Raw genomic sequence first — 23118 nt, forward strand, 5'->3', positions numbered from 1 at the left:
TCCACTATTCGCGGCTCCGGGATATATCCACGCCCCTACCTGCCCTGAGTGGTTTAGCTATATTCTTACCATCTGTTGGCAATTTAACCTTGTAATGGTTAGCCCGGCGCCTAAAGCGCCGGGCTATTATGCTACGGTCCCAGTACTTCCAGGGATGGTTCAAAGAACTTGACCTTTATTTTCGTGCCCGGAGAGACCACCGTTCCCGGGGCAGGGTCCTGCCCGGCCGCCTGCCCGGTCCCTTCCGGTACCAGGCCCAGGCCATAGGCCTCGAGGATTTCCGCCGCCTCGCTAACCCGCAGGCCGGCAACATCCGGCACCCGGGGCTTCCCGGGATCGCCCTGGAGATACAGGATCACATGGGTGCCCGCTGGGACGACGGCTCCTCCTTTGGGCACCTGGGCAATTACCTGTCCCCCGCTGCCTTCCACCCGGACCGCCAGGCCAGCTTTCTCCAGTTCAGCCCGGGCCGCAGCCAGGTCACGGCCGACAACATTGGGTACGGTAACCGGCGCCGGGGGTTTTTCCAGGTCCTTTTGCTTGCTGTCATACTGGGGCGGTACTTTGAGATAGTGGAGGGCATCGGTCATCACCCGCTGAAAAATGGGGGCGGCCACCGTCCCACCATAATAAGGATATCCTTGGGGTTCATCAATGGTTACCAGGGCCACCAGGCGGGGATCATTTACCGGCGCAAAACCGATAAAGGAGGCCACGTATTTTCCTTCCATGTACCCGCCGGGACCGGCCTTCTGGGCCGTACCCGTTTTGCCCCCCACCCGGTAGCCGGGGATATAGGCATTGCGCCCGGTTCCTTCACTGACGACACCTTCTAACATTTCGCCAAGCATCTTGGCCGTTGCCGGCGAGATGACCCGGCGTACCACTTCAGGCTCGTACTTTTTAATAACATTACCCTTATTGTCCAGGATTTCCTTGACCAGGTGGGGCCGGATCAGCTGGCCGCCGTTGGCCACCGCCGCTACAGCCGTAATTAATTGGATGGGAGTAACGGCAATGCCCTGGCCGATACCAATGGTGGCAATGTTAATGGGCTTCAGTTCATTCTCGGGAATCAATAACCCCGTCCCCTCACCGGTTAAATCAATACCTGTTGGTTCACCGAAACCAAAGGCCTTGATGTAATCATAAAAAAGACCGGCTTTCTTCTCTTCCAGTCGCAGGGCCACCTGGACAAAGACCGGGTTGCAGGAGTTTTTTACCCCTTCTGTAAAGGACTCGCTGCCGTGCCCTCCGGGCAGCCAGCAGTTAATGGTATCCGGCCCCACTTTGATATAGCCAGGATCGTAAAAGCGGTCACCCGGCTTGACGACCCCTTCCTCCAGGGCTGCCGCGGCGGTGATAATCTTAAAGGCCGACCCCGGCTCATAGGCATCCCGGACCAGGGGGTTGCCCCAGAGGTTATTGGGGTATTTACTAAAATTATTCGGGTCAAAGGCCGGCCGGCTGGCCATAGCCAGGATTTCCCCGGTTTTAGGGTCCATAACAATAATATTGGCCTTGCGGGGGCTGGTAGGGCTGGCCATGATTTTATCAAGTTCGCGCTCGGCAATATACTGGATGGTCTGGTCAATGGTAAGAACCAGGCTGTGGCCATTCTGCGGCGGTATATAACGGTGGGTAGCCCGGGGAATTTCATGGCCCAGGGCATCAAATTCCAGGACAATTTTACCCGGTTTCCCGGCCAGTTCCATATCATACATGGCCTCGAGGCCTTCCAGGCCCTGGTTGTCGATACCGGCAAAACCCAGCACATGGGCTGCGAGTAACCCGTTGGGGTAATAGCGCCGGTTCTCAGGCACCACTTCAATACCCGGTAATTTCAAGTCTTTAATTTTTTGGGCTTTATCAAATTCCACCTGACGATCAACAAATTCAAAACCCGTGTTACGGGTTATTTTTTCCAAAATTTTATCCGGAGGCATGTTCAGGATGGCCCCTAATTTGACCGCTATTTCCTCAGCCTTACCCGAATCCTTTATTTCCGGGGGAAAGGCCCCAATATAGTCGGTGGCTATACTAATGGCCAGTTCATGCCGGTTACGGTCGTAAATAACCCCCCGCTGGGCCGCTACCGGCATGACATTGAGACGGTTTTCCAGGGCCTTTTGCTGTAGCTCTCCACCCCGGACAAACTGCAACCATGCCAGTCGTAATAAAACAGTTATCAGTCCCAGTGCCAAAATAAAAAAAACAAAAGCTAAACGCTTACGTACGTTGATACTGGTCTGCATGCCCTTCGCCCCTCACCGGCGGCCCGCCGGTGTAGCCTCGGCCAGTACTAACAACGGCATAAGTTAGTGCTGGCCCCCGGCAAACTAACTGTTGACCCTGGCTAAACGTACCGGGTCCAACCAGTTTTGCAGGGCCCGGGAAAGGGCTGCCAGCCAGGACTGCTGCACAGGCGCTGTTGTTTCAACCCCTTTCCCGGCTGGTTCTCCTGTTGCCACCTGCAGCTGCTGACCCTGCCCGGCCTTCCCCGGCACATAATAAAGCTGGCCAGCCCGGGGTTCCACCATCCCCAGGCGGGTGGTAGCCACGGCAGCTATCCTCTCCGGCGCCTTTAAGCGGGCCACCTCTAATTGTAGCCTTTCATTTTCCCTTTGCATAGTATTTATTTCTTGTTTTAGGGCATCTAGCTCATATCCTTTTATTACCAGCTGTACGGCCAGGTAGGTTTTACCAAAGGCGATGCCAATGGCCAGCAAAACCAGGCCCAGCAAAACAACTTTCTGCCTGGCCCTGTTTTGGGCCCGCGGCCCGGGCCTTTTTCTCCCCGCTAACTGCTTATGTACCAGGTTTGTTTCATAGGCAAGTTCCTGTGGTGGTGCTGCTAACATAGCTTATTCACCATCCTTTTCCTTTAGAACCCTCCTGGCTACCCGGAGCTTGGCGCTGCGGGCCCTGGGATTGGCGGCGATTTCTGTCGCCGCTGGGGTTACCGGTTTGCGCGTAACCGGTTCTAAAACCCGCCTCCTGCCGCAGATACAAACCGGCAATCCCGGCGGGCAGGTGCACTGGCCGCTTAGACGCTGGAAGGTTCTTTTCACAATCCTGTCTTCCAGGGAATGAAAGGATATAACCCCCACTCGGCCGCCTGGATTTAAAACCTGCTGCAGCTGTTCCATGGCCGCCTGGAGGGCATCTAATTCGCCATTTATGGCAATCCGGAGGGCTTGGAAGGTCCGTTTGGCGGGATGATGTCCGGACCTCCTCGCCCCGGCCGGAATTGCTGCCTTGATAATGTCTACCAGCTGGGTGGTAGTAGTAATGGGTGCTTTTTGCCGGGCGGCTGCGATAAAGGCGGCTATACGCCTGGCCCAGCGCTCTTCACCGTACTCCCAGATGATTTGGGCCAGCTTGCTTTCAGGCCAGGTATTGACGATTGTCGCCGCCGTTAATTCCTGCTCCCGACCCATGCGCATATCCAGGGTGGCTTCAGCCTGGTAGCTGAAACCGCGCTCCGGGTTGTCCAGTTGATAGGAGGATACCCCCAGGTCAAAGAGGAGGCCGTCGACGGCCCTGAACCCCCTACTCTGTAAAACCCGGACCAGGTCCTTGAAATTGGCCTGGATCAGTTCTACGGCTGCCCCAAAGGGCGCCAGGCTCTCCCTGGCAGCGTTAATGGCCTCAGCATCGCGGTCCAGGCCGATTAAGCGCCCGCCGGGAAGCAGGCGGGGTAAAATGGCGGCGCTGTGACCACCGCCGCCAACGGTGGCATCGACAAAGATCTCCCCAGGCTGCGGGTCAAGGAAGTGTAAAACTTCAGCCAGCAACACCGGCCGGTGAGCATAGGGCAAGGCTGCCACCTCTAAATATCAAAGTCGACAATTTTCTCGGCCAGGGACTCGTACTGGGCCGCCGTTTCCTGGCAGTACTGCTCCCAAAGGGTGCGGCTCCAGATTTCTACCCGCGTGGAAACGCCCACAATGACCACTTCTTTTTCCAGGCGGGCGTATTCCCGTAAATTCCCCGGCAGCAGTATTCTCCCCTGGCGGTCCAGTTCACATTCTGTGGCTCCGGAAAAGAAAAAACGGACAAAGGCGCGGGCATCGGCCCGCGTAAAGGGCAGGCTGCGCAATTTCTGTTCCATTTCCGCCCAGCCGCTCATGGGGTAGACAAAAAGACAGTTATCCAGGCCCTTGGTGATAACAAACTTTTCTCCCAGTTCCTCACGAAACCGGGCCGGGATAATCAGCCGTCCTTTATCATCAATGGTATGCTGGTACTCCCCCATGAACATGGGCCTGTATCCCACTTTCCTACCACTTCATGCCACTATGCCCCACTTTACACCACATAATATTCGCCGCCAGGATAAAAATTCCTGCTGCAGAAAAAGAAAAACCCTCCAAAATGGAGAGTTTTTTCTGCTATAGAACATATTTTCGCCGTTTTTCGGGAGAAAGCTTTCTTTTAGTTGGTCCATAGCCCTCAGGGAACCATCAGGCCATAAGTTCTGCCACCCCGGATGTTAACTTGTAGATGTGTTCCGCCAGATCTGCATCCAGGACGCCGGTACCGCAGGCCGGGGTCACCAGGGCCTGGCGGTAAAGGCGCTCCCGGTCCACACCCCTCCGGGCCAGTTCCTCAATTTCACCCTTCAGCCTGGCAGCCAGGCTGGCTGCCGTTTCCTGCCAGGCCTGCTCGTAGGTAGGTACAATCCCCCAGGCCAGTACACCGTCCCGGTCCAGGAAGGCGGCCACGTCGGGAGCAAAAACCTGGAGAGAGGTAAAGTAATTGTAGGCGTCAAAGCTTAAAATCTGGTAGCCCGCTTCAAAAAAGACGGGCCATTCCACTCCGCTGCAGGAGTGGGCCCCGGGCAGGCCACCCCCGGCCCTGATCCCCTCCACCACCCCGGCCAGGGCCTCCACCAGGTCATCCCGCTGCAGAGCTACGTGGGTAGAAGTACCGTACGCGGCCAGGGCCGGGTCATCGACAAATAACAGCACCGGCAGTCCGAAACGTCCCAGCTCCCGCGCCTGCCAGCAGGCCTGCATGGCAGTAGTCTTTACGATGAGATCCCTTAGCTGGGGGTCATAAAAGGCGCTGCGCCCGGAGCTGCTGCATAAATAAAGGCCGGCGGTAAGGGGGCCGGCTACCTGGCCCTTGAGAAACCGGGCTCTACCGGGTCCATCCTTTTCCAGGTATTCCACCAGGGCATAAAAACCGGTTCCGGCTTCCCGGGGAATGGCAAAGGCCGCCAGGGCTTCTTCGCTACCAGCCTCGGCCTCCAGGTAAAGGCTGTAAAATGCCGTCAGGTTATCGGCCCACTCCGGGCTGGCATCGGTAAATACCGGCATTTCACCCGGCTGGTCTTTAATCAATCCCAGGCGCACCAGGGGGGATAAGCTCTGGTAAACGAAATGCTCCTGGTGCCCCCGCCGGGGTAACTGGGGCCAGTGGGGTACCAGGGGCATATGCTTGAAGATGAGGCCCAGGGCCGGCCCGGGCTCCCGATAGGGCAGGCTGCCTATGCCAGCCGCCCAAAAGTTACCAGGTAAAGGCATGTGGATTCTCCTTTTTCTCATAAGGTACTCCCAGGTTAATTCGCCACCGGATGGCCTTTTCCTCCTCAACCACCCTCCATTAAATTGATAACCTCCACCCTGTCGCCATCCTGGAGGCGGTAATCCCAATTTTGCCGTGGTAACAGCTTATCGTTGACCGCTACGGTAGCAATGGGAGTCAGCAGGCCTTCCCGGGCCAGCAAACCGGTTACAGTAACACCTCTATCAACCTGGAGTCGTTTGCCATTCACCCATACTTCAATCATCAGTTTATCTCCAACCCTCCTGGTTTTACCCTGGCAAAGAGGCGGACATTAAACTTCATAATTCTCACTTCTCACTTCCAACTTCTCATTAAAGCACTGGTATCGTCGAATTGGCCTTGGGCAGTACGGCAGCTACCCTGGCTCCTGGAAGCTCCTGCAGGGCCAGGTCAATGGCCGCCTGGAGTTCTGGCGCTTTACGGACCATCATTACCCGGGCCAGCTCGTCGTCTACCCCGCTGCTTACCAGGATTACCCGGGCATGGACCAGAGAGCGGCACCAGAGAAAAGCTTTATGGAACCCCATCTGGAATTCACGGCTGCGGAAGGCCGCCATTACTGCTGCCGGTGTGTTACCGGCCCGCATGCCGGCAATAAAGCGATCTTCCCCGGCTCCTTCCCGGCACTCGGCGCAGAGGATAATTATCCCTCCCTTTTTTACTACCGGTGTGGCGTGATAGAGGCCCTTCTGGGCCTGGTAGAGGTTGATATCCTTGGGATAGCCGCCGGGGGAAACAATGGCCAGGTCCGCCGTTTCTGGTACGGGCACCTCGCTGACTTCACGGGCCACGGCCACCCCGGCTCGGTGGGCTTCCAGGTAATGGCCGGCCACAGCGCGGACAATTTCTTTATGGTTGTTCAAGACCACGTTAACGATCAGGTCGATACCAACCAGGCCGCCGATTTCATCAATATCCTCCCGGGCCGGATTGCCCTCAACCCGCCCCAGGGAAGCTTCCGGCTCCACCAGGTGGGCATGGTTGGCGCGGATAGTAGCCTCCCCCCCGCAGCCGATGACCAGGGACTTGGCGCCGGCGCTGTACCCGACGATCTGGTGAGGGTCAATCATACCTATGAGGATGCGACCGTCGGCCTCCAAGTAGTGACGGTTGATCCAGATGGGCGTCCCCCGGGAAGAGGTACCCACCTGGCGCAAGATCCCAGGGGCATAGGCGTCATGGCTGGTCACCTTGATCCTGGCCGCCACTTCGGGACCAACAATCAGGGGAAATTCTTCCGGCGGCGCTGGCCGGTGCAGGCCAGCTCCCACCAGGATAGTAATTTGCTCATCTCTGATACCGATGGCGTTTAGTTTTTCCAGCAGGACCGGTAAAATGACGGCATTGGGTACCGGCCGGGTCAGGTCGCTAACGACAATAACTACTTTTTGGGCGCCGCGTAGCTCTTCTACTCCCCGGTTACCAATGGGATTCTCCAGGGCCCGGCGTACCTCAGCTTCAGCACCGGTTACCCCGGCCACCTCCCAGGGAGCTATTTCGTGTACCCTTAAACCAGCCGGCAGTTCGCCGGTCTGGCACCCTTCCCCGTAAGGGACTTTCACTTTAGTCAATTTCGACCCCCCTACTTCAGGCCATAATGGGCACAGTCTACCCTGAAAATAACCTCGTTCCAGGCTGGCATTGTTTTTGCTCGCTCCAAACAAATGCCAGCCCGTTATTTTCATCTTCATCCTTCTTATGGTGCCGCGTTAGCGGCATGGGTGTCTTAAGCCCGATCAACAATCAGGGAAGCCCGCTGTAAGGCTTCCCTTCATCAATTAGATACCAGACTAATTAATAAAGAGAGGTTTAACTTTAGTTTGTGGTCTTCCCTTACCTTTTTAATCGCTATCATCAGCCGCCAGTTCGGCCCCCAGCCGCTGAACTGCAGCCACAGGCCCCAGGCAATCATTACTACGGCCAGGAGCATAAAGACTGCTACAATGGGCCTGGTGAAGAAAATCAGGGGCGAACCATCGGAAAGAACCAGGGGCTGTTTTAAGGAAGTCTCCAGCATCTGGGCTAGGACGGTGGCCAGGACCATAGGCGCCAAGGGAAAGCCCAGTTTGCGCATTAAATAGCCTAGGACACCGAAAATAAGGGCCACCCAAACGTCAAACATCAAGAAGCGGACACTATAGGCACCGATAACCGAGAACAGGATAATCATTGGTCCTAAAATGGGGAAGGGAATGAGGGCGATCCGAGCCCACAACCCCACCAGGGGCAGGTTTAAAACCAGCAGGATAAACATTACCCAGGTACATGCTGGCGATGACCGCCCACACCAGGTCCGGATTTTCCTTGAACAACATGGGTCCTGGTTGCAAGCCATACATCATAAACCCGCCCAGGAGGACGGCCAGGGCCGGCCCGGAAGGAATACCAAAGGAGAATAAAGGTACAAAACCACCGCTGCAGGTAGCATTATTGGCCCCTTCCGCCGCCACCCCCTCTATGTCGCCATGGCCGAAGAGGTGAGGTCGTTTGGAAACCTTTTTTCGGCGTCATAGGCGATAAAGGTGGTTACCGCCGGGCTGCACCCCGGCAAGAGCCCCAGGAAAAAGCCGATTACTGAAGAACGCAGCATGGCGCCCCAGCTCTGTTTTAAGTCTTCCTTCGTCGGTAGCCAGTCACGAATTTTATTTTCATAAATCGAGGCTACCGCCCGTTCCACATTAACCAGGACCTCCCCTATAGCAAAGAGGCCGATGATGACGCTGATGAAGTTAACCCCTGCCATGAGGGAAACCGTGCCAAAGGTCAGGCGGGCTTCCCCTGTCAGGGGATCCAGGCCAATCATGGCTACCAGCAGGCCCAGGGCCGTAGCAATGAGCCCCTTTAGCAAAGCCCGCCCCGAAAGGCTGATTACCAGGCTCAGGGCCATAAACATCAAGGAGAAGTACTCCGGTGGCCCAAAAGCCAGGGCCACATTGGCCAGGCGAGGGGCAAAGAAGGTCAGTCCCACCAGGCTTAAGGTCCCGGCCACAAATGAAGCCTCAATCTATACTCCCGCCTCTATTCCGACGTCTGTGGTCTTACCATTGCTATTTAATTCTATACGGAGAAACAAAATCCTCCCTGACCACATTAAATTTTTAGCCAGGATAACAAGAATGCTGTATACAAAATACCCCGACCAAAATTAGCCATGGTAAGCTTTAAGGATTCTCAATGTTCCTGTAGACCCAGGGACAGGCGAGCGGCGCCAATGATTCCGGCCTCATTGCCCAACCTGGCCGCCAGGACCGGTAAGGGTTTAATCTGCCAGGCTCCTAAGCTTTCAACCAGGTATTTACGAATGGGCGCTAAGATCACTTCTCCGGCCTGGGCCGGCCCGCCGCCGATAATGATGGCTTCCGGCCCCACTAATAAAACGGCATTGGCCAGGGCCATACCCAGGTAACTGGCAGCGAAGTCTACAACCCGGGTGGCTAGTTCGTCGCCCGCGGCGGCGGCCGCTAAGATTTCCCTGGCCCCTAGATCAGGGCTGTCCTGCAGCCGGGACGATTGACCGGCAGCCAGGTATTCCCGGAACCGCCGCACCATGGCCGTCGCTGAAGCCAGGGTTTCCAGGCAGCCCCGGCCACCGCAGTGACACTGGGGGCCTTCGTGCACCATTTTAACGTGCCCCATCTCGGCGCCGTAACCAAAGGCGCCGCGCCGAATGTGCCCGTCAATAATCAACCCCGAACCGATGCCGGTACCGATGGTCACCATGAGCAAGGAATTAAAACCCTGCCCGGCTCCCTGCCACATCTCCCCCAGGGCAGCCGCGTGGGCATCATTGTCAACGGCTACCGGTAAATTTAACCGGGCAGCCAGTTCGGCCCGGAGGGGAAAATCGCGCCAGAACAGGTTGGGGGCCAGGCGGACCAGCCCTTTTTCCACATCCACCGAGCCAGGTATGCCGATACCTGCCGCCTTTATATCCTGCATTGTTAGCCCCTGCTGGCGGACCAGGTCACCGGCCAGGGCTGCGACACGCTCCAAAACTGCCCCTGCTCCCTCAGCAGCGCCGGTTGGCACCTGCCCCTTTACCAGGAGCCGTCCTTTTATATCCACCAGCCCGGCCTTTATAGTTGTACCGCCGAGATCAACACCCAAAAGACACAACTTTACCCATCCCTTCCATTAAATGCAGGATTTCGACGCCAAAAAGAGAACAATATACATAATTCTTCGCCGTCATGGCCATATTATTGCTAAAAACCTTTGCTGGAGGTAAATTAAGATGAAAATTGCTTTAATCGCCCCGGCCTGGCATGACCCTCTCTGGGAGAGTGAAAAGGAAAAGTCCATTTTCCCACCCCTGAATTTAATCACCCTGGCGGCCCTGACGCCACCCCAGCACGAGGTGACTATCCTGGATGAAAGTTTAACCGATCTCGACTTCGATGCAAAGTACGATCTGGTCGGTATTTCCGCCATGACGGCCCTGGCTCCCCGGGCCTATGAAATTGCCGACGCCTTCAGGAAAAAGGGCACCAGGGTAGTCCTGGGCGGTATGCACCCTTCGGCCCTGCCGGAAGAGGCCGGCGCCCATGCCGACGCGGTGGTCATCGGCGAAGCTGAAGGCTCCTGGCAACGGCTCCTCGCCGACCTGGAAGACGGAAAGCTGCAGCCCATTTACCGGCAGCATGAACGCCCTTCCCTGGAACATATGGTTCACCCGCGACGGGACCTTTTACTCCGCGACCGCTACCTAGTACCCGATACCGTCCAGACGACCCGTGGCTGCCCCTTTGCCTGCTCCTTCTGCACCGTCAGCCAGTTCTTCGGCAAAAGCTTCCGCTTCCGGCCGGTGGAGGAGGTAATCCACGAAGTCGCCGGGCTGGAAGGCGAAGTAATCGCCTTTATCGATGATAATATCGTCGGCCATCCCGGCTATGCCCGCCGCCTTTTCACTGAACTGGCCCGGTTGCCTAAGAAAATAAAATGGTTCAGCCAGGGTTCCCTGAATATCGCCCGGGACGAAGAACTGCTGCAGCTGGCTGCAGCCAGTGGCTGCATCGGGCTCTTTATCGGCTTTGAATCCCTGTCCCCTGGTAACCTCAAGGCCGTAGGTAAAGCCGTTAACCGGGTGGAAGAATACCGGGAGGCCATCAAAAAGATCCACGACCACGGCATTGCTATTGAGGGTGCCTTTGTATTTGGCCTTGACGAAGACGATGAAAGCGTCTTTGAACGGACCGTCAAATTTGCCCAGGACAACCGCCTGGAGGCGGCCCAGTTTGGCATCCTGACCCCCTTCCCGGGAACGCCCCTGCGGGAGGCCCTGGAGCGGGAAGGTCGGATCACCAGCAACGACTGGAGCGAGTATACCATCAGCAAGGTGGTCTTTGAGCCTAAAAACATGAGCGCTAAAACCCTGCAGGAAGGCTTTAACTGGGCCTGGCAGGAATTTTACTCCCTGGGTTCCATCTCCCGCCGCCTGGGACTGGCCAAAAAGCACGCCGCCATTCTCTGGGCCCTGAATTTAAATATTCGCAAGCGCTTTAACCATTTTCTTGAAAGACTCCGCTCCGGTAGCTTTACTGTGCCGCGGCCTTCCCTGGTTAAGTAGTAAAAAGCCGGTTGATAGACCGGCTCTTTTTATTACCCGTTTTTTATTTGGCTCCCTATTTGTTTTCTTTTTTGCGGCATGATTCCCGGATGATAAGCTCTGGTTTAAAGATTATCTCCTGTAAGCTGGTCTCCCCCTTTATATATGATAACAAACGCTGCATGGCAGCTTTGCCGATTTCATAAGTGGGATTGCGCACTGTTGTTAACTGGGGGTAGACGCTACTGGCAACATCTGTATCATCATAACCAATAATAGCCACATCCCGCGGTACCAGGTAACCATGATCATAGAGCGCATGCATGGCCCCACTGGCCATATAGTCATTGGCGCAGAAAAGACCCTCAGGTACCACGCCCCGTGTCAGGATGCGGTTCATAGCCTGGTAGCCGCTGCGGGTGGTAAAATCGCCATACTCTATTAAATCTCTATCAACTTTAATACCCGCCCTGGCGGCTGTTTCTATAAAGCCCTTTTCCCGGATGATGGCGTCATGATGGTTTGGTGGTCCGTTAATAAAACCAAGCCGTGTGAACCCCTGGTCGATAAGATATTGGGTCGCTAGGGCTGCCCCGAGATAGTTATCCAGTGCTATACTTTTGCCCCGGTCCAGGCAAATCATCGGGTTGATAATTACATAGGGAAAACCGAGCCGCTCCAATTCCTGGAGAAAGCTATAATGATAATTGTATTGCGGGATAATAATCATGCCATCAATTGACTGGTCCAGGGCTTTCTGAACAATAAAATTGCTTTGCTCGATTTCCTCCCAAAGTTTTACAGCGAAATTAAGGGAATATCCCTCTTTTTCGGCCTCACTCCATACGCCTCGTAAAAGGGGGTAAAAATAGGAGCACTCCCCCGTCAAGTCGGGGTTATTGCTGGCATTTAAAATATAGAGCCCCACGGTGTAACTGCGGCCGGTGATTAGGTTGCGGCCAATGGTACTCTGGACATAATTGAGCTTCCGGGCCGCCGCCAGTACCCTCTCCCTGGTTTCCGCGCTGACACCTTTACCGTTGTTTAAAGCCAGGCTGGCCGTGGCTAGGGAGACCCCCGCCAGGGCCGCCACATCCTTAAGGGTAGTTTTCATGGAATACCTCTCTATCTAATAGGATAACGCCCATATTCATAGCCAGTATCAAAAAGGGCCAGGATATTTTCAGGTGGACAGTTGGGTTGGATATTATGGCCGGATGAAAAAATATACCCGCCACCTGGGGCCAGAGCCTTAATACGCCGCCTGGCATCAGCAATCACTAAATCTTTATCCAGGTGAAAAACTCCCTGATTATTGGTACCGCCATGAAAGCTTAAACGGTCCCCAAAATTTTTCTTAATCCGTTCCGAATCATCCATCTCGGCTGCCGTAGGTTGCAGAGGATGGACAATATCAACGCCCATATCAGCAAAATCCCCTAAAGCCCAGTAAACTGAACCGCAGCTATGATAAGCAATTTTAGCTCCGGTCTTAGATTTGATAAATTCGTGGAGTTTGGCAAAACGGGGTTTTACCGTCTCGCGAAAACTTGCCGGGCTAATTAGTGGTCCTGTTTGTTGACCCCAGTCATCCCCCGTCCACAGGTATTCAATATATTCACCAATAGCTTCTAAATATCCTTCATAAAAAGCCATCCACCACTCTAACAGCTTATCAAGCAAATAGTTGGCCAGTTTGGGGTCCGCCGCAGTATCATACATGAACTGTTCATATCCTCGCAGATCCCAGGCCGGGCAATATAAAGCACCAATTGTTCCACCCACTAAAGCATAATCTGTCGTTTCGTAAAGTTTTTTTGCCTTTTCTTTTAATCCGGCAAACCTCCCCGGGTCCTGGGGATCAGGAAATTTATAACTTTTAATTTCTTCCAGACTCATTCCTGCCAGAGGATGACCAACGGAATCGGCATAATAACCAGTATGCTGATGTAATACCCCCCATTCATCATACCAGTAACCATTTTCGTCTTCACGATATTCCCACTTGGAACCTGCACTGGCAAAAAGGTAGCGCGTATCTACATGTAATCTATTTAATACTTCCTCATCCACATCGGCTAACCGCTGCACCGGATCAGTAATTTTAATTTCCTTCTCCAGGCCAAGGTAGGCCAGGAGATTTTTATAGGCAACTTCGTGCATTCCGGAAACAAAACCGCCGTTATCAATGGGCACACGGTCGGGTTCCTGGTGTTGGAGTGCCAGCCTGACCCTTTCCCGGGGCGTTAATTCAGCCATATAAAACCCCTCCATATTGTATGAAGTCGGGGTGACCTTGCAAGCCACCCCGGTCTTAAATTACCATTTCTTCATTTGCTCTTTATAGGTGTCGATGTTGTCTTTGGTGACAAAGATTGTCCCGGAGTCAATGACCTGCTGGGCCGGCTTTTTACCTTCCTTAATGTTTTCCACCAGCAGCTGGGCGGCCTGGTAACCCATACGATAAAAGTTCTGGGTTAAAGTACCATAGATAACCCCACTTTTAATGTAATCCACCGTTTCTTTCATATCGTCAATGGCGACGATAGTTACTTTATCTTTCAGGCCCATTTCCTCAACCACTTTGGCTGCAGCTGGTCCTACTTCCGCTGCTACACCGATAATAACATTGGCCTGGGGGTAAGTGCGTAGGAGGTTTTGGAACTTCTGTACCGCGACCATCATATCACTGTTGTCAGATTCCCTGGCTAAAATCTCTGTTCCCGGCGTTTTCTTTAATTCTTCTTCATAGGCTTCCCTCATTTTATTAGCGACTTTAGCATCCATAGTACTCTGCATGGTAATTACTTTGGCAGGTGTCCCATTTAGCTTTTTGATTATTTCTTTAGCGCCGATTGTTCCTAAATTCTTTTCATCGGTACCAATATAGGCCAGCCTGGGAGCATTGGGAGCATCAGAATTAACTATCACCACAGGTATACCGGCCTTCTGGGCCTTCTCCAGCACTGGTTGAAATGCTTCGGGGTTGAGAGCCATGGTAATGATACCATCAGCTTTAGATGCAATGGCGTTTTCAATTTGCTGGATCATAGCATTGGCGTCAATACCCTGAGGTCCTACCCAGTCACCCTGAAAACCAAACTTTTTAGCGGCATCATCAAAACCTTCCTTGGCTACCAGCCATACCGGGTGGCCAATTAAAGGTGTAACAAATACTAGGCGTAATTGCTTGTCCTTGGATCCAGTAGCGCTATTACTTTGCTGGTTGCTTTTTTGACCACAACCTACTACCAGGGTAGCTATCATGGTCAGCATGAGCAATAAAGCAATAATCCTCTTTTTGCTAAGCATCTCCAATCCCTCCATTAATTGTTTTGTTTCAAAACTAGTTGTTTTTTTAAATCTAAATTCTCGACCCTCTGACTATCACTCCCCCCTTATAAGCTCGCTTCAGGCCAGCAACCCGGTTGCTGCCCGCATGACTCGCTCCTGGCTGGCCTCATGCCGGTAAAATTCATCCTGAATTTTGCCTTTAGCCAGGACGAGGAAGCGATCGCACATGGAAAGCAGTTCTGGCAGTTCTGAAGAAATCATAACAATGGCTACACCATTCTGGGCTAAAGTGTTAATCAAGTTATAAATCTCTATCTTAGCCCCGACGTCAATCCCCCGGGTAGGTTCATCCAGGAAAAGCACTTTCACGTCCCGCAGCAGCCACTTGGCCAGCACTACTTTTTGCTGGTTGCCGCCGCTTAAAGCTAGAACACTTTTTTCGGTACTGGGAGCTTTGATCTGGAGCTGCCGAACCAGCCGGCCGACTTCTTTCATTTCCTTGCTAGGGATGATAAAGCCGCGCCGGGAGATTTTCCCTAAACTAGCCAGGGAGATATTCTGGCGAATATTCAATGTCCCAACAAAGCCGGAGCGCCGCCGGTCTTCAGTAACTAATCCCAGGCCCAGCTGAATGGCCTGCAGGGGATTCTTAATCCGCACCTGCCGACCTTCAAGATAAATAGCTGGCTCGCCCCGGGTAGGCAAGGCACCGAAAACAGCGTTGACCAGTTCGCTCCGGCCCGAACCTACCAGTCCCGCCAGGCCTAAGATCTCCCCCTTGCGAACGGTAAAACTTACATCTTCAATAATGTTTTTCTTTGTAGCCAGCGGGTGGGGGACCGTCAAATGTTCCACCCGTAGGGCTTCCGGGCCAGGGGTAACTTCTAACTTGGGGTACATATTGGTAATTTTGCGACCCACCATATCTTCCACTACCCGTTCTGGATCGACAGCCTGGCGCTCATAAGCGGCAATGGTCCGGCCGTCGCGTAAAACGGTGATCCTGTCGGCAATTGTAAAGACTTCATCCAGTTTATGGGAAATATAAATACAGGATACACCATCAGTTTTTAGCTTCAGTAATAGCTCGAGCAAATTTTTAGTCTCAGCTTCGGTCAAAGCGGATGTGGGCTCATCAAGAACCAGGATCTTGGGCCGGCGCACCAGAGCTTTGGCAATGGCTACCAGTTGCTGCTGGCTGGTGCTTAAACTACGAACTGGCTTCCGTACATCAACTTTTAGATTAACCATTTCCAGGGCCAACCGGGCTTCCTGGTAAACCCGGTTCCAGTCAACCCAGAAATTCTTTTTCGACGGCAACCGGCCTAGAAAGATATTTTCGGCTACAGTTAGGTCCAGGTGCAGGCTGATTTCCTGGTAGATCATTTCGATGCCTGCTACTTCTGACTGGTGCTTATTTTGAAAGGTCCGCAATTGCCCGTCGAGGTAGATCTCGCCATCATAAGTTCCCGCCGGGTAGGCACCGCTTAGTATCTTCATCAAAGTCGATTTTCCGGCGCCGTTTTCGCCTACCAGGCCCAAGATTTCCCCCTGGCGTAGGTCCAGATTAACATTATCCAGGGCAGTAACCCCAAAAAACTTTTTGGTGATATTTTTCATTTCCAGAAGCGCATCCGCTCCCATGACCATTTCCTCCTGTCGCCAGGTATTAATGCAATCCTGTTTTCCGCCGCCGGTACTGGTCGATACCAACAGCCAGGACGATAATAGCGCCGATGACCAGGTCTTGCCAATACGCAGAAATTCGCATTAAAATCATGCCAGTAGCTACTACATTCATGAAGAAGGCGCCCAGTAAGGTGCCTAAAATTGACCCCGAACCACCGAACATACTGGTGCCGCCGATAATTACCGCGGCGATGACCTGCAGCTCCCAACCGGCACCAGCGTTGGCCTGGGCCGAAGCCAGACGCCCGGCCATCAGCATTCCCGTCAAGGTGCTGGCAGCACCGGTCAGGACGTATACCGACAGGTTAATCTTGTTGACGTTGATACCCGACAGGCGGGCTGTTTCAGAATTACCGCCAACAGCGTAGACAGCCCGGCCGTAAGTAGTCCGTGTCAGGATGATATGTGCCACTATGCCAATGACGGCTGCAATCAGGATGACATTGGGGATGCCCGCCAAGTCTCCCTGACCGATAGCATTGAAGGCTTTAGGGAGGGGGTAAACCGGGGCGCCCTGGGTTAATACCAGTACCGCCCCCCTGGCCATGTAAAGCATGCCCAGGGTAACAATCAAAGGAGGGATGCCAAATTTGATAATTATCGTACCATTAATTAGACCTATACCAATGCCCAGTAATATGCCCAGCAACATGGCTATAGGCACGGGGATACCCGCCTTTAAAGCCAGGCCGGTAACCACCCCGCCCAGAGCTATCACCGAACCTACTGATAAGTCCAGACCGGCGGCAATCAGGACAAAGGTCATGGCTACAGCAACAATAAAGGTAAAGGCCGTGTTGCGGAAGATATTGATAATGTTTTCGTAGCTGTAAAAAGCTGGATTAATAAAGCCAATGAGCAAAATTAAGAGGACCAGAGGGATTACAAGCCCTGTTTCCTGGGCTTTAAGCCAGTTAAAAGCTGCTCGCTCTTTATTCGTTTCCCCTTGCTGGCCTTCTCCAGCGGTAATTTTAGTCATTATTGGTTCTTCCTCCCAACATGTTCTTATATTGCCCGTAAATTCTGGCCGTCCTTACCAGGGCTTCAATGTTGGCTGCCGGGGTATCGGCGGCCATAGCGCAACCGGGACCAAGGATTAAGCCACCGTCACGGCCAGCGATTTCAATGGTCCGTCTGGCCATGCGCTCGATCTCAGCCGGGGTTTCATTACGCAGGGCCGTCGGCGATACCTGCCCCAGGAGGCAACACTTTCCCTGGCTGGCGCTCTTGGCTTTCGGTAAAACGGTTTTTTCGTCAATCTCTAAAATTTGTGCACCAGTTTCTACCATTTGGTCAACAATCGCCGTGGTATCCCCACAGATATGTAGGGCAACAACCCCGCCGGCGGCCTTTACAGCCTCCACCACCTTTTTCTCATAGGGGAAAGCATACTCCATATACATGGCCGGGGAAATTAAGCTGGGTCCGGCCAGACTGTCACCTATAGAGGTGCCATGGGCACCAGCTTCCAGCTGAGCCAGGGCCAGACGGATAACGGCTTGAGTGCAAACTTCCAACAATTGGTGAATCAGTTCCTTCTGGGTACCCAGGGCTAAATCCAGCATGAAGTTGTCAATACCCCGCACCAAGGCTGCCAGTGAAAAGGGTCCCTGGTCAGCCCGGCCCATAATAAACACTTCCTGGCCGAGTTCTTCTACTACCCGCCGTGTAGCTATTAAAAGCTGCGGCAGGGTGGCTGTACTGCCGGGATCGGGTAAAGTTAATTTTTCCACGTCTTCTAAACGTTTTAAAGCCGGCTCCACTACCTTGGGTGGTATATCATCAGGGTAAGCAACCTGACAACCCATGGCTTCTGCCATGGCTGTTGTTCCGTTTTCCAGGAGGATTACATCATGCCCAAAGCGCTCCCATAGCTTTAACTGGGCTTCAGCCATCAATTTGCCATTTTTAAACACTTCGCCGAAAGGCTTGCCAGTATTATAAGCAGCAACAGCAAAGGAATGGAGGTCTACTGGCACCCGGTCAGGTATTTCTAAATTGATGGTCTTTAAGGCACGCGTTAAGGAATTCATCGTTTCGCTCCAACTCCGTTTTTAAAACGTTTTAGTGTTATAGATTAATTCGACGTTTTTATTTGAATTCCTTCTTTATCTAAAAGGTTTTTAGAGATTTTCTATAAGCTAACCTTTTTCTTCCCAAAAATAAAAACCAGCCCTTAAAGGCTGGTTTCTCACTATAAGGTTTTCTACTACTTTCCCGTCTGCTGCTCCTGGCTTTGTGATTGGCCGCCTTCAGGCTCGTTCGCCTTTTGTTTGGCAGCTTCGGCCTGCTTGATCATTTCCTGGACCTGGTCGGCCAGGTCCTTATCCGGGTTATGCTTTAAAATTTCCTGCCACTGGTCAATAGCGCCCTGCAAGTCGCCTTTCATGGACGCCAGGTACATACCGTAGGTCATACGGGCATTATTATCCCCCGGGTCGGCCTTAATGGCAGCCTGGAAGTTCTCTTCTGCCAGCTTGTCATCACCAGCGTACAGGGCCGCTCCGGCCAGGCGCAAATTGACACCCTTCTCTTGGGGATTAAGTTTAAGCACCTGCTGGTAACTGGCTACGGCCGCCTTGAAACTTTCGATAGCCTTATCCTGGTCGCCGTTCGCAAAGAGATAGAGTGTCCCCAGGTTATACTGGTTATCACCGAGTTTCAGAATTGTGGCCACATCGTTGGGGTTGGCCTGCACTTCTTTTTGTAAATCGCTGATTTCCGTTTCTAGTTTGCCTATTTGCTCCTGCGCCATCTTCTGCATGGCCTCAGCCTGCTGCTGGGCCGCATCCGCTGCCGGCGCCTGGGCCTCCGGTGGGACCACCGGCGCCTTCGGCGAAGCAAATATGGCATAACTGCCGATTAACCCGATACTCAAGACCACCACAAATAAAATTCCCAGGACCGGCCGCTTTTTGCTCAGCCGGCGCAGGGAAGTCATCATACCCATCTTGTCCACCCCTCTCTGCCCCATCATAACTTAAGGGACAGGCAGTGTCAATGGCAAGACAACAGTGCAATTAAAATTAAAAAAATACCCCAAGCTTTATAGCTTCAGGGTAGACCTCAATACCGTTAGCGTTTACCGGCAGAGTATATGGTTTTTAAGGGCCGCCGGCCCTTTAGCTTTTAACCCCCTCAGCTGAAGCGGCTGCCGGCCGGTGCCGCGCAGCTGCCGCCACTGCTGCTACCACCCAGGATGGTAATCCCGGTAAAGAGCTGCTGTAACTTCTGGCTGCCGCAGGCGGGGCAGGTGGCTTTATCTTTATCCTTCCAGGACATCTTAACGGTAAAACGTTCACCGCACTCCTGGCAGCGGAAATCATAGGTTGGCACTTCGTTCACCCCCACTATTTTTACCGTAACTATTTTACTATCAGCTATTTTCGCTGTCAATATGCAGGGGCAGATAGAAACTGAAGGTACTCCCCTTACCCAACTGGCTTTCTACCTCCACCCGGCCGCCGTGGGCTTCCACCAGGCTTTTAACTATGGCCAGGCCCAGGCCGCTACCCCCGTCCCGGCGGGAACGGGACTTGTCCACCTTATAAAAACGTTCCCAGATATAAGGTAGATCTTCCGGAGGGATGCCGCTGCCTGTGTCAGCCACGCTGACCTTAATTTCATTGCCCGCCCGGCCAGCTGTTATCCTGATCCTGCCCCCCGGTGGCGTATGGTGCCGAGCGTTATCCAGGAGATTGGCCATGATTTGTTCCAGGCGCCCGGCGTCGGCCCGGATCCCCGGTAAAGAAGGCGGTATTTCTACTTCCAGTTCTAGCTTGTGCTCCGCCAGCAGGGGCCGGTATTTCCGGGCCACCCCGGCCAGCAATTCCCCGGCATCAACATCGGCCATTTCCAGAGATAATTGGCCGGCTGCCATTTTATTCAAATCAAAAAGGTCATCCACCAGGCGCCGCAAGCGGCCGGCTTCGGCCAGGATAAAATTGGTATACTCCTGGCGCTCCTTTTCCCCGGCGGCCAGGCCGTCCGCCAGGGCCTCGGCATAACCCTGGATAAAGCTTAAGGGTGTCCGCAGGTCGTGGGATACGCTGGCCAGGAATTCCCGGCGCAGTTGCTCCAGTTGTTTTTGGGCGGTTATATCCTGGATAATAGCCACGGCCGCCTGTCTGCCAGGCTCCTCCCCCTGCAGGGGCGCGGCCCGGACGGCAAAGATTTGCTGCCGCCACCTGATTTCTCCCGCAGCACCTTCGCCCTCTGCGGCTGCCCGGAAGGGTGCCAGCAACTCTGCCGGCAACACCGACCCCGGTGGCAGGGATAGCCCCAAGAGCTTTTCCGCCTGGGGATTGGCAAAAAGAACCCGCCCGTCAGGTGCAAAGGCCAGGACGCCGTCAGTCATCCCCCTGACCACCCGGTCGAGCTTTTCCTTTTCCCGGGACAGAGCGGCTACGGTCCGGGCCAGTTCCTCAGCCAGAAAATTAAAGCTGCCGGCCAGCTGGCCCAGTTCATCCTCGGAAGTTACCGGCACCCGGCCGCTGAAATCGCCCCGGGCCATCTGCCGCGCCGCCAGGCTCATTTGCTTCAAGGACCTGGTTACCCGGCGGGCGGCAAAGAGGGCAAGCAAGGTAGCCAGCAGTACCGCCCCCACGCCGGAATAAAGGATCAGGCGGTCTACTGCCGCTATGGCTGCACTCAAAGAAGCCTCGGGAGCAAACAGGATAACCGCCCCGTCAACACCCCCGGCAGCCTTGATAGGCACAGCCACGATCAACATCCTGGTATTAAAGATGTCTTGGTAACCCCGCTTGATGACCGTATTCCCGGCCAGCACCTGCCGGATTTCGTCACCGTCCAGGTGCATGCCGGCTGCCGGCCAATTGTCTTGCTGGTGCAGGCCATGACTCCAGCCAGGGCCCATCCTCATGCCCATACCCATGCCCATACCCATGCCTGTCCCGGCATCACTGCTGCAGGAAATTACCAGGCCCTGGCGGTCAATGATCATCACCCCGGTGCCAGCTGCTTTACTGAGGATCTCCGCCTGGCCGGCCAGGTTGCCGGCATCAGCGCCAGCCAGGCTCTGGGCCAACATCTCCCCTGTGGCCAGCATATCTTCCACCTGCTGCCGGTAATAGTAATTCCCCAGCAACTGGTGCAGAGAAAGGCCAATGGCCAGCAGGCTGACCACCACCAGGGAAACCAGGAGCAACCACAGCTTGGTAGTAATACTTTTGCTGATCATGGCCCCACCTCAAACTTGTAACCGACACCCCAGACCGTAGTGATAAACCCGCGCTCCCGGCCCAGTTTTTCCCTCAGATTCTTGATATGGGTATCTACCGTCCGCAGGTCGCCGTAAAAATCATAACCCCAGACCTTTTCCAGGATCTTTTCCCGGCTCATGACCTGGCCTGGGTGCCGGGCCAGGAAAAGGAGAAGGTCAAATTCCTTGGGCGTCAGGTTGTTTACCGCCCGCCCGTCGACCTTAACTTCCCGGCCGGCAATATCAATGCTGAGGCCGGGAAATTGCAACTCCTCTCCCCGCTGCAGGCCGGCCCCGGCCCGGCGCAACAGGGCCTTCACCCGGGCTACCAGTTCCCGGGGACTGAAGGGCTTGATTACATAGTCGTCTGCCCCCAGCTCAAAACCCAGTAAACGATCCATTTCTTCTCCCCGGGCCGTCAGCATGATAATGGGCAGGTCCATCTTCTGGCGTACTTCCCGGCAGACACTCCACCCATCGCCGTCGGGCATCATCAAGTCCAGGATGAGGAGATCATATTTGTCCTGCTGGAGTTTCTCCAGGGCCTGGCGACCGGTAGCCGCTTCGGCAACAACCATGCCTTCTTTTTCTAAATATAAGCGCACCAGCTGCCGGAGGCCCGCTTCGTCATCGGCTACCAGAATGCGCAACTTTTCCATCTTTATATACCCCCCTAGTGTATATCTTAAGGATAAATCCTGTTTCCCTACCCTGTCAACCGGCAGTAAAATACCCCTCTCCTACCGGATATCATGATAACATACCGGCAGTAAAAGGGGTAGACACGAAAAACCCTGCGGGTTTTAAGCCCTTGTTTTGGGGTCGCCGCAGGGTCAAAGCCAATGTATTATCCCTTACACGGTAGCAGCGTGATTCTCGCCCTTATCCCGTGGTTCTTCCACTTTAATACCAAGCCACTGCAGGCGCTCTACCCAGTCCTGGCTGGATTCCGGCCTGCCTGGTGCTGATTGCCGGCCATCCATTCTGTTTAACCCTCCTTAACCTTTAGCTTTCGTTATTATTTTATAATACCTTTATTTCTTTTCGCAAGGGCTAAGGATTAAACAGTATTATTTAGCTGGTGGAAGGTATAAAATCCCCCATTAGCGGCTTAATCCCAGCCGGCCAGCTTTTGGGGCGACAGAATGGTAATTCGCTGGCGTTCTACTCCCACAGCCCCCAGGCGTTTGAAGTCACTTAAAATCCGGGCCACTGTTTCCCGGGAAGTACCGATCAGGCTGGCCAGTTCCTGCTGGCTCAAATTGAGGTCGATGGTGATTCCATCTTCCTTGGGCGTCCCGTAATCCCTGGCCAGCTGGAGGAGGGTACTGGCCAGGCGCCCGTAGGCCCCTTTAAGGGCCAGGTCCCGGATATGCTCCTGGGCCTGGCGCAGGCGCCGGCTCATAACTTTAATGATTTTAACAGCCATCTCCCCATGCTGGCTGAGAAGCCTTTCCATATCGGCGTTGCGAATAATACCCACCTCGGTATCTTCCAGCGTCTCGGCCGTGGCCGGGTAAGGGCCGCCTTCGAATAAAAGGACTTCGGCAAAGATTTCCCCTTCCCGGACGAAGTGCAGGATCTTTTCGCGGCCGTCCTCCAGCACCTGGAATAGTTTGATAGCCCCTTTTTTGACAAAATAGATGGCGTCGCCGGGCTCGCCTTCCATAAAAATATACATATTCTTACGATAGCGGCGCAAAAGGGCCAGGGAAACAATATGCTGTAACTCTTCCGGGCTTAGATCCGCAAATACCGGTACCTGGCGTAAAAACTCCCAGTTCTCGGCCATTTA

The 23118-nt window shown here is 53.9% G+C and carries 22 protein-coding genes and 1 pseudogene; 1 reads left to right on the plus strand and 22 read right to left on the minus strand.

Annotated features, from left to right (window positions below):
* Positions 1-131: 131 nt before the first annotated feature.
* The 10 genes and pseudogenes from MOST_RS09745 to MOST_RS09785 all read right to left on the minus strand — a co-directional run bounded on the left by MOST_RS09745 (position 132) and on the right by MOST_RS09785 (position 9690).
* A complete protein-coding gene (locus MOST_RS09745) occupies positions 132-2255 on the minus strand; it encodes a stage V sporulation protein D (protein ID WP_054938368.1) in 2124 nt (707 codons plus the stop codon).
* An 84-nt stretch (positions 2256-2339) separates the two neighbouring features.
* The gene (ftsL, locus tag MOST_RS09750) at positions 2340-2861 is read right to left on the minus strand and encodes a cell division protein FtsL (protein ID WP_054938369.1); all 522 of its coding nucleotides are present in this window, start codon (positions 2859-2861) and stop codon (positions 2340-2342) included.
* Positions 2862-2864: 3 nt separating this feature from the next.
* Positions 2865-3821, minus strand: coding sequence for a 16S rRNA (cytosine(1402)-N(4))-methyltransferase RsmH (gene rsmH, locus MOST_RS09755; RefSeq protein WP_054938370.1), 957 nt, complete (start codon positions 3819-3821; stop codon positions 2865-2867).
* A gap of 11 nt (positions 3822-3832) precedes the next feature.
* A complete protein-coding gene (gene mraZ, locus MOST_RS09760) occupies positions 3833-4264 on the minus strand; it encodes a division/cell wall cluster transcriptional repressor MraZ (RefSeq protein WP_054938371.1) in 432 nt (143 codons plus the stop codon).
* 202 nt (positions 4265-4466) lie between these two features.
* Positions 4467-5531, minus strand: coding sequence for a uroporphyrinogen decarboxylase/cobalamine-independent methonine synthase family protein (locus MOST_RS09765; protein WP_054938372.1), 1065 nt, complete (start codon positions 5529-5531; stop codon positions 4467-4469).
* Between the two features lie 65 nt (positions 5532-5596).
* A complete protein-coding gene (gene thiS, locus MOST_RS09770; RefSeq protein WP_054938373.1) occupies positions 5597-5797 on the minus strand; it encodes a sulfur carrier protein ThiS in 201 nt (66 codons plus the stop codon).
* 88 nt (positions 5798-5885) lie between these two features.
* On the minus strand, positions 5886-7136 hold the full coding sequence (larAH5, locus tag MOST_RS09775; protein WP_244267295.1) for a nickel-dependent malate racemase, LarAH5 family: 1251 nt from the start codon (positions 7134-7136) through the stop codon (positions 5886-5888).
* Between the two features lie 212 nt (positions 7137-7348).
* Entirely contained in the window at positions 7349-7828 is a 480-nt protein-coding gene (locus MOST_RS17655) for a tripartite tricarboxylate transporter permease (RefSeq protein WP_054938375.1), read from the minus strand.
* A pseudogene (locus tag MOST_RS18540) lies at positions 7710-8563 on the minus strand (tripartite tricarboxylate transporter permease). The gene MOST_RS17655 and the pseudogene MOST_RS18540 overlap by 119 nt, the downstream one beginning before the upstream one ends.
* 182 nt (positions 8564-8745) lie before the next feature.
* Entirely contained in the window at positions 8746-9690 is a 945-nt protein-coding gene (locus MOST_RS09785) for an ROK family protein (RefSeq protein ID WP_054938377.1), read from the minus strand.
* 118 nt (positions 9691-9808) lie between these two features.
* Between MOST_RS09785 and MOST_RS09790 the strand changes: the two genes are divergently transcribed.
* On the plus strand, positions 9809-11140 hold the full coding sequence (locus MOST_RS09790; RefSeq protein WP_054938378.1) for a B12-binding domain-containing radical SAM protein: 1332 nt from the start codon (positions 9809-9811) through the stop codon (positions 11138-11140).
* A 55-nt stretch (positions 11141-11195) separates the two neighbouring features.
* Here the strand turns inward: MOST_RS09790 and MOST_RS09795 are convergent, their stop codons facing one another.
* The 12 genes from MOST_RS09795 to MOST_RS09845 all read right to left on the minus strand — a co-directional run bounded on the left by MOST_RS09795 (position 11196) and on the right by MOST_RS09845 (position 23115).
* Entirely contained in the window at positions 11196-12233 is a 1038-nt protein-coding gene (locus MOST_RS09795) for a LacI family DNA-binding transcriptional regulator (RefSeq protein ID WP_054938379.1), read from the minus strand.
* A gap of 11 nt (positions 12234-12244) precedes the next feature.
* Positions 12245-13378 (minus strand): uroporphyrinogen decarboxylase family protein, encoded by a 1134-nt coding sequence (locus tag MOST_RS09800; RefSeq protein WP_054938380.1) that lies wholly within the window; start codon positions 13376-13378, stop codon positions 12245-12247.
* A gap of 60 nt (positions 13379-13438) precedes the next feature.
* Entirely contained in the window at positions 13439-14431 is a 993-nt protein-coding gene (locus MOST_RS09805) for a sugar-binding protein (RefSeq protein ID WP_054938381.1), read from the minus strand.
* 99 nt (positions 14432-14530) lie between these two features.
* The gene (locus MOST_RS09810; RefSeq protein WP_054938382.1) at positions 14531-16057 is read right to left on the minus strand and encodes a sugar ABC transporter ATP-binding protein; all 1527 of its coding nucleotides are present in this window, start codon (positions 16055-16057) and stop codon (positions 14531-14533) included.
* A 25-nt stretch (positions 16058-16082) separates the two neighbouring features.
* Positions 16083-17081, minus strand: coding sequence for an ABC transporter permease (locus MOST_RS09815; RefSeq protein ID WP_054938383.1), 999 nt, complete (start codon positions 17079-17081; stop codon positions 16083-16085).
* Positions 17074-18135 carry a uroporphyrinogen decarboxylase family protein gene (locus tag MOST_RS09820; RefSeq protein WP_054938384.1) on the minus strand — a complete coding sequence of 354 codons (1062 nt, stop codon included), beginning with the start codon at positions 18133-18135 and terminating at the stop codon, positions 17074-17076. Before MOST_RS09820 ends, MOST_RS09815 begins: the two co-directional genes overlap by 8 nt.
* 176 nt (positions 18136-18311) lie before the next feature.
* Complete coding sequence (locus MOST_RS09825; protein ID WP_161952828.1) at positions 18312-19061, minus strand: tetratricopeptide repeat protein; 750 nt, start codon at positions 19059-19061, stop codon at positions 18312-18314.
* 179 nt (positions 19062-19240) lie between these two features.
* Positions 19241-19438 carry an FmdB family zinc ribbon protein gene (locus MOST_RS09830; protein ID WP_054938386.1) on the minus strand — a complete coding sequence of 66 codons (198 nt, stop codon included), beginning with the start codon at positions 19436-19438 and terminating at the stop codon, positions 19241-19243.
* A gap of 40 nt (positions 19439-19478) precedes the next feature.
* Complete coding sequence (locus MOST_RS09835; RefSeq protein ID WP_054938387.1) at positions 19479-21302, minus strand: sensor histidine kinase; 1824 nt, start codon at positions 21300-21302, stop codon at positions 19479-19481.
* A complete protein-coding gene (locus MOST_RS09840) occupies positions 21299-21982 on the minus strand; it encodes a response regulator transcription factor (protein ID WP_054938388.1) in 684 nt (227 codons plus the stop codon). The genes MOST_RS09835 and MOST_RS09840 overlap by 4 nt, the downstream gene beginning before the upstream one ends.
* Before the next feature lie 195 nt (positions 21983-22177).
* Positions 22178-22306, minus strand: coding sequence for a hypothetical protein (locus MOST_RS18245; protein ID WP_277995741.1), 129 nt, complete (start codon positions 22304-22306; stop codon positions 22178-22180).
* A 128-nt stretch (positions 22307-22434) separates the two neighbouring features.
* Positions 22435-23115, minus strand: a complete 681-nt coding sequence (locus MOST_RS09845; RefSeq protein ID WP_054938389.1) for a Crp/Fnr family transcriptional regulator — start codon at positions 23113-23115, stop codon at positions 22435-22437.
* Positions 23116-23118: the final 3 nt, after the last annotated feature.

Origin of the sequence: Neomoorella stamsii, assembly GCF_002995805.1 — a bacterium.
GTDB classification, from domain to species: domain Bacteria; phylum Bacillota; class DSM-521; order Neomoorellales; family Neomoorellaceae; genus Neomoorella; species Neomoorella stamsii.

Excerpts from the sequence above, each read along its gene's own strand:
- MOST_RS09745 (WP_054938368.1), bottom strand. The coding sequence starts at position 2,255 with ATGCAGACCAGTATCAACGTACGTAAGCGTTTAGCTTTTGTTTTTTTT.
- ftsL (WP_054938369.1), bottom strand. The coding sequence starts at position 2,861 with ATGTTAGCAGCACCACCACAGGAACTTGCCTATGAAACAAACCTGGTA.
- mraZ (WP_054938371.1), bottom strand. The coding sequence starts at position 4,264 with ATGTTCATGGGGGAGTACCAGCATACCATTGATGATAAAGGACGGCTG.
- MOST_RS09765 (WP_054938372.1), bottom strand. The coding sequence starts at position 5,531 with ATGCCTTTACCTGGTAACTTTTGGGCGGCTGGCATAGGCAGCCTGCCC.
- thiS (WP_054938373.1), bottom strand. The coding sequence starts at position 5,797 with ATGATTGAAGTATGGGTGAATGGCAAACGACTCCAGGTTGATAGAGGT.
- MOST_RS17655 (WP_054938375.1), bottom strand. The coding sequence starts at position 7,828 with ATGTTTATCCTGCTGGTTTTAAACCTGCCCCTGGTGGGGTTGTGGGCT.
- MOST_RS09790 (WP_054938378.1), top strand. The coding sequence starts at position 9,809 with ATGAAAATTGCTTTAATCGCCCCGGCCTGGCATGACCCTCTCTGGGAG.
- MOST_RS09795 (WP_054938379.1), bottom strand. The coding sequence starts at position 12,233 with ATGAAAACTACCCTTAAGGATGTGGCGGCCCTGGCGGGGGTCTCCCTA.
- MOST_RS09800 (WP_054938380.1), bottom strand. The coding sequence starts at position 13,378 with ATGGCTGAATTAACGCCCCGGGAAAGGGTCAGGCTGGCACTCCAACAC.
- MOST_RS09805 (WP_054938381.1), bottom strand. The coding sequence starts at position 14,431 with ATGCTTAGCAAAAAGAGGATTATTGCTTTATTGCTCATGCTGACCATG.
- MOST_RS09810 (WP_054938382.1), bottom strand. The coding sequence starts at position 16,057 with ATGGGAGCGGATGCGCTTCTGGAAATGAAAAATATCACCAAAAAGTTT.
- MOST_RS09815 (WP_054938383.1), bottom strand. The coding sequence starts at position 17,081 with ATGACTAAAATTACCGCTGGAGAAGGCCAGCAAGGGGAAACGAATAAA.
- MOST_RS09820 (WP_054938384.1), bottom strand. The coding sequence starts at position 18,135 with ATGAATTCCTTAACGCGTGCCTTAAAGACCATCAATTTAGAAATACCT.
- MOST_RS09835 (WP_054938387.1), bottom strand. The coding sequence starts at position 21,302 with ATGATCAGCAAAAGTATTACTACCAAGCTGTGGTTGCTCCTGGTTTCC.
- MOST_RS09840 (WP_054938388.1), bottom strand. The coding sequence starts at position 21,982 with ATGGAAAAGTTGCGCATTCTGGTAGCCGATGACGAAGCGGGCCTCCGG.
- MOST_RS18245 (WP_277995741.1), bottom strand. The coding sequence starts at position 22,306 with ATGGATGGCCGGCAATCAGCACCAGGCAGGCCGGAATCCAGCCAGGAC.
- MOST_RS09845 (WP_054938389.1), bottom strand. The coding sequence starts at position 23,115 with ATGGCCGAGAACTGGGAGTTTTTACGCCAGGTACCGGTATTTGCGGAT.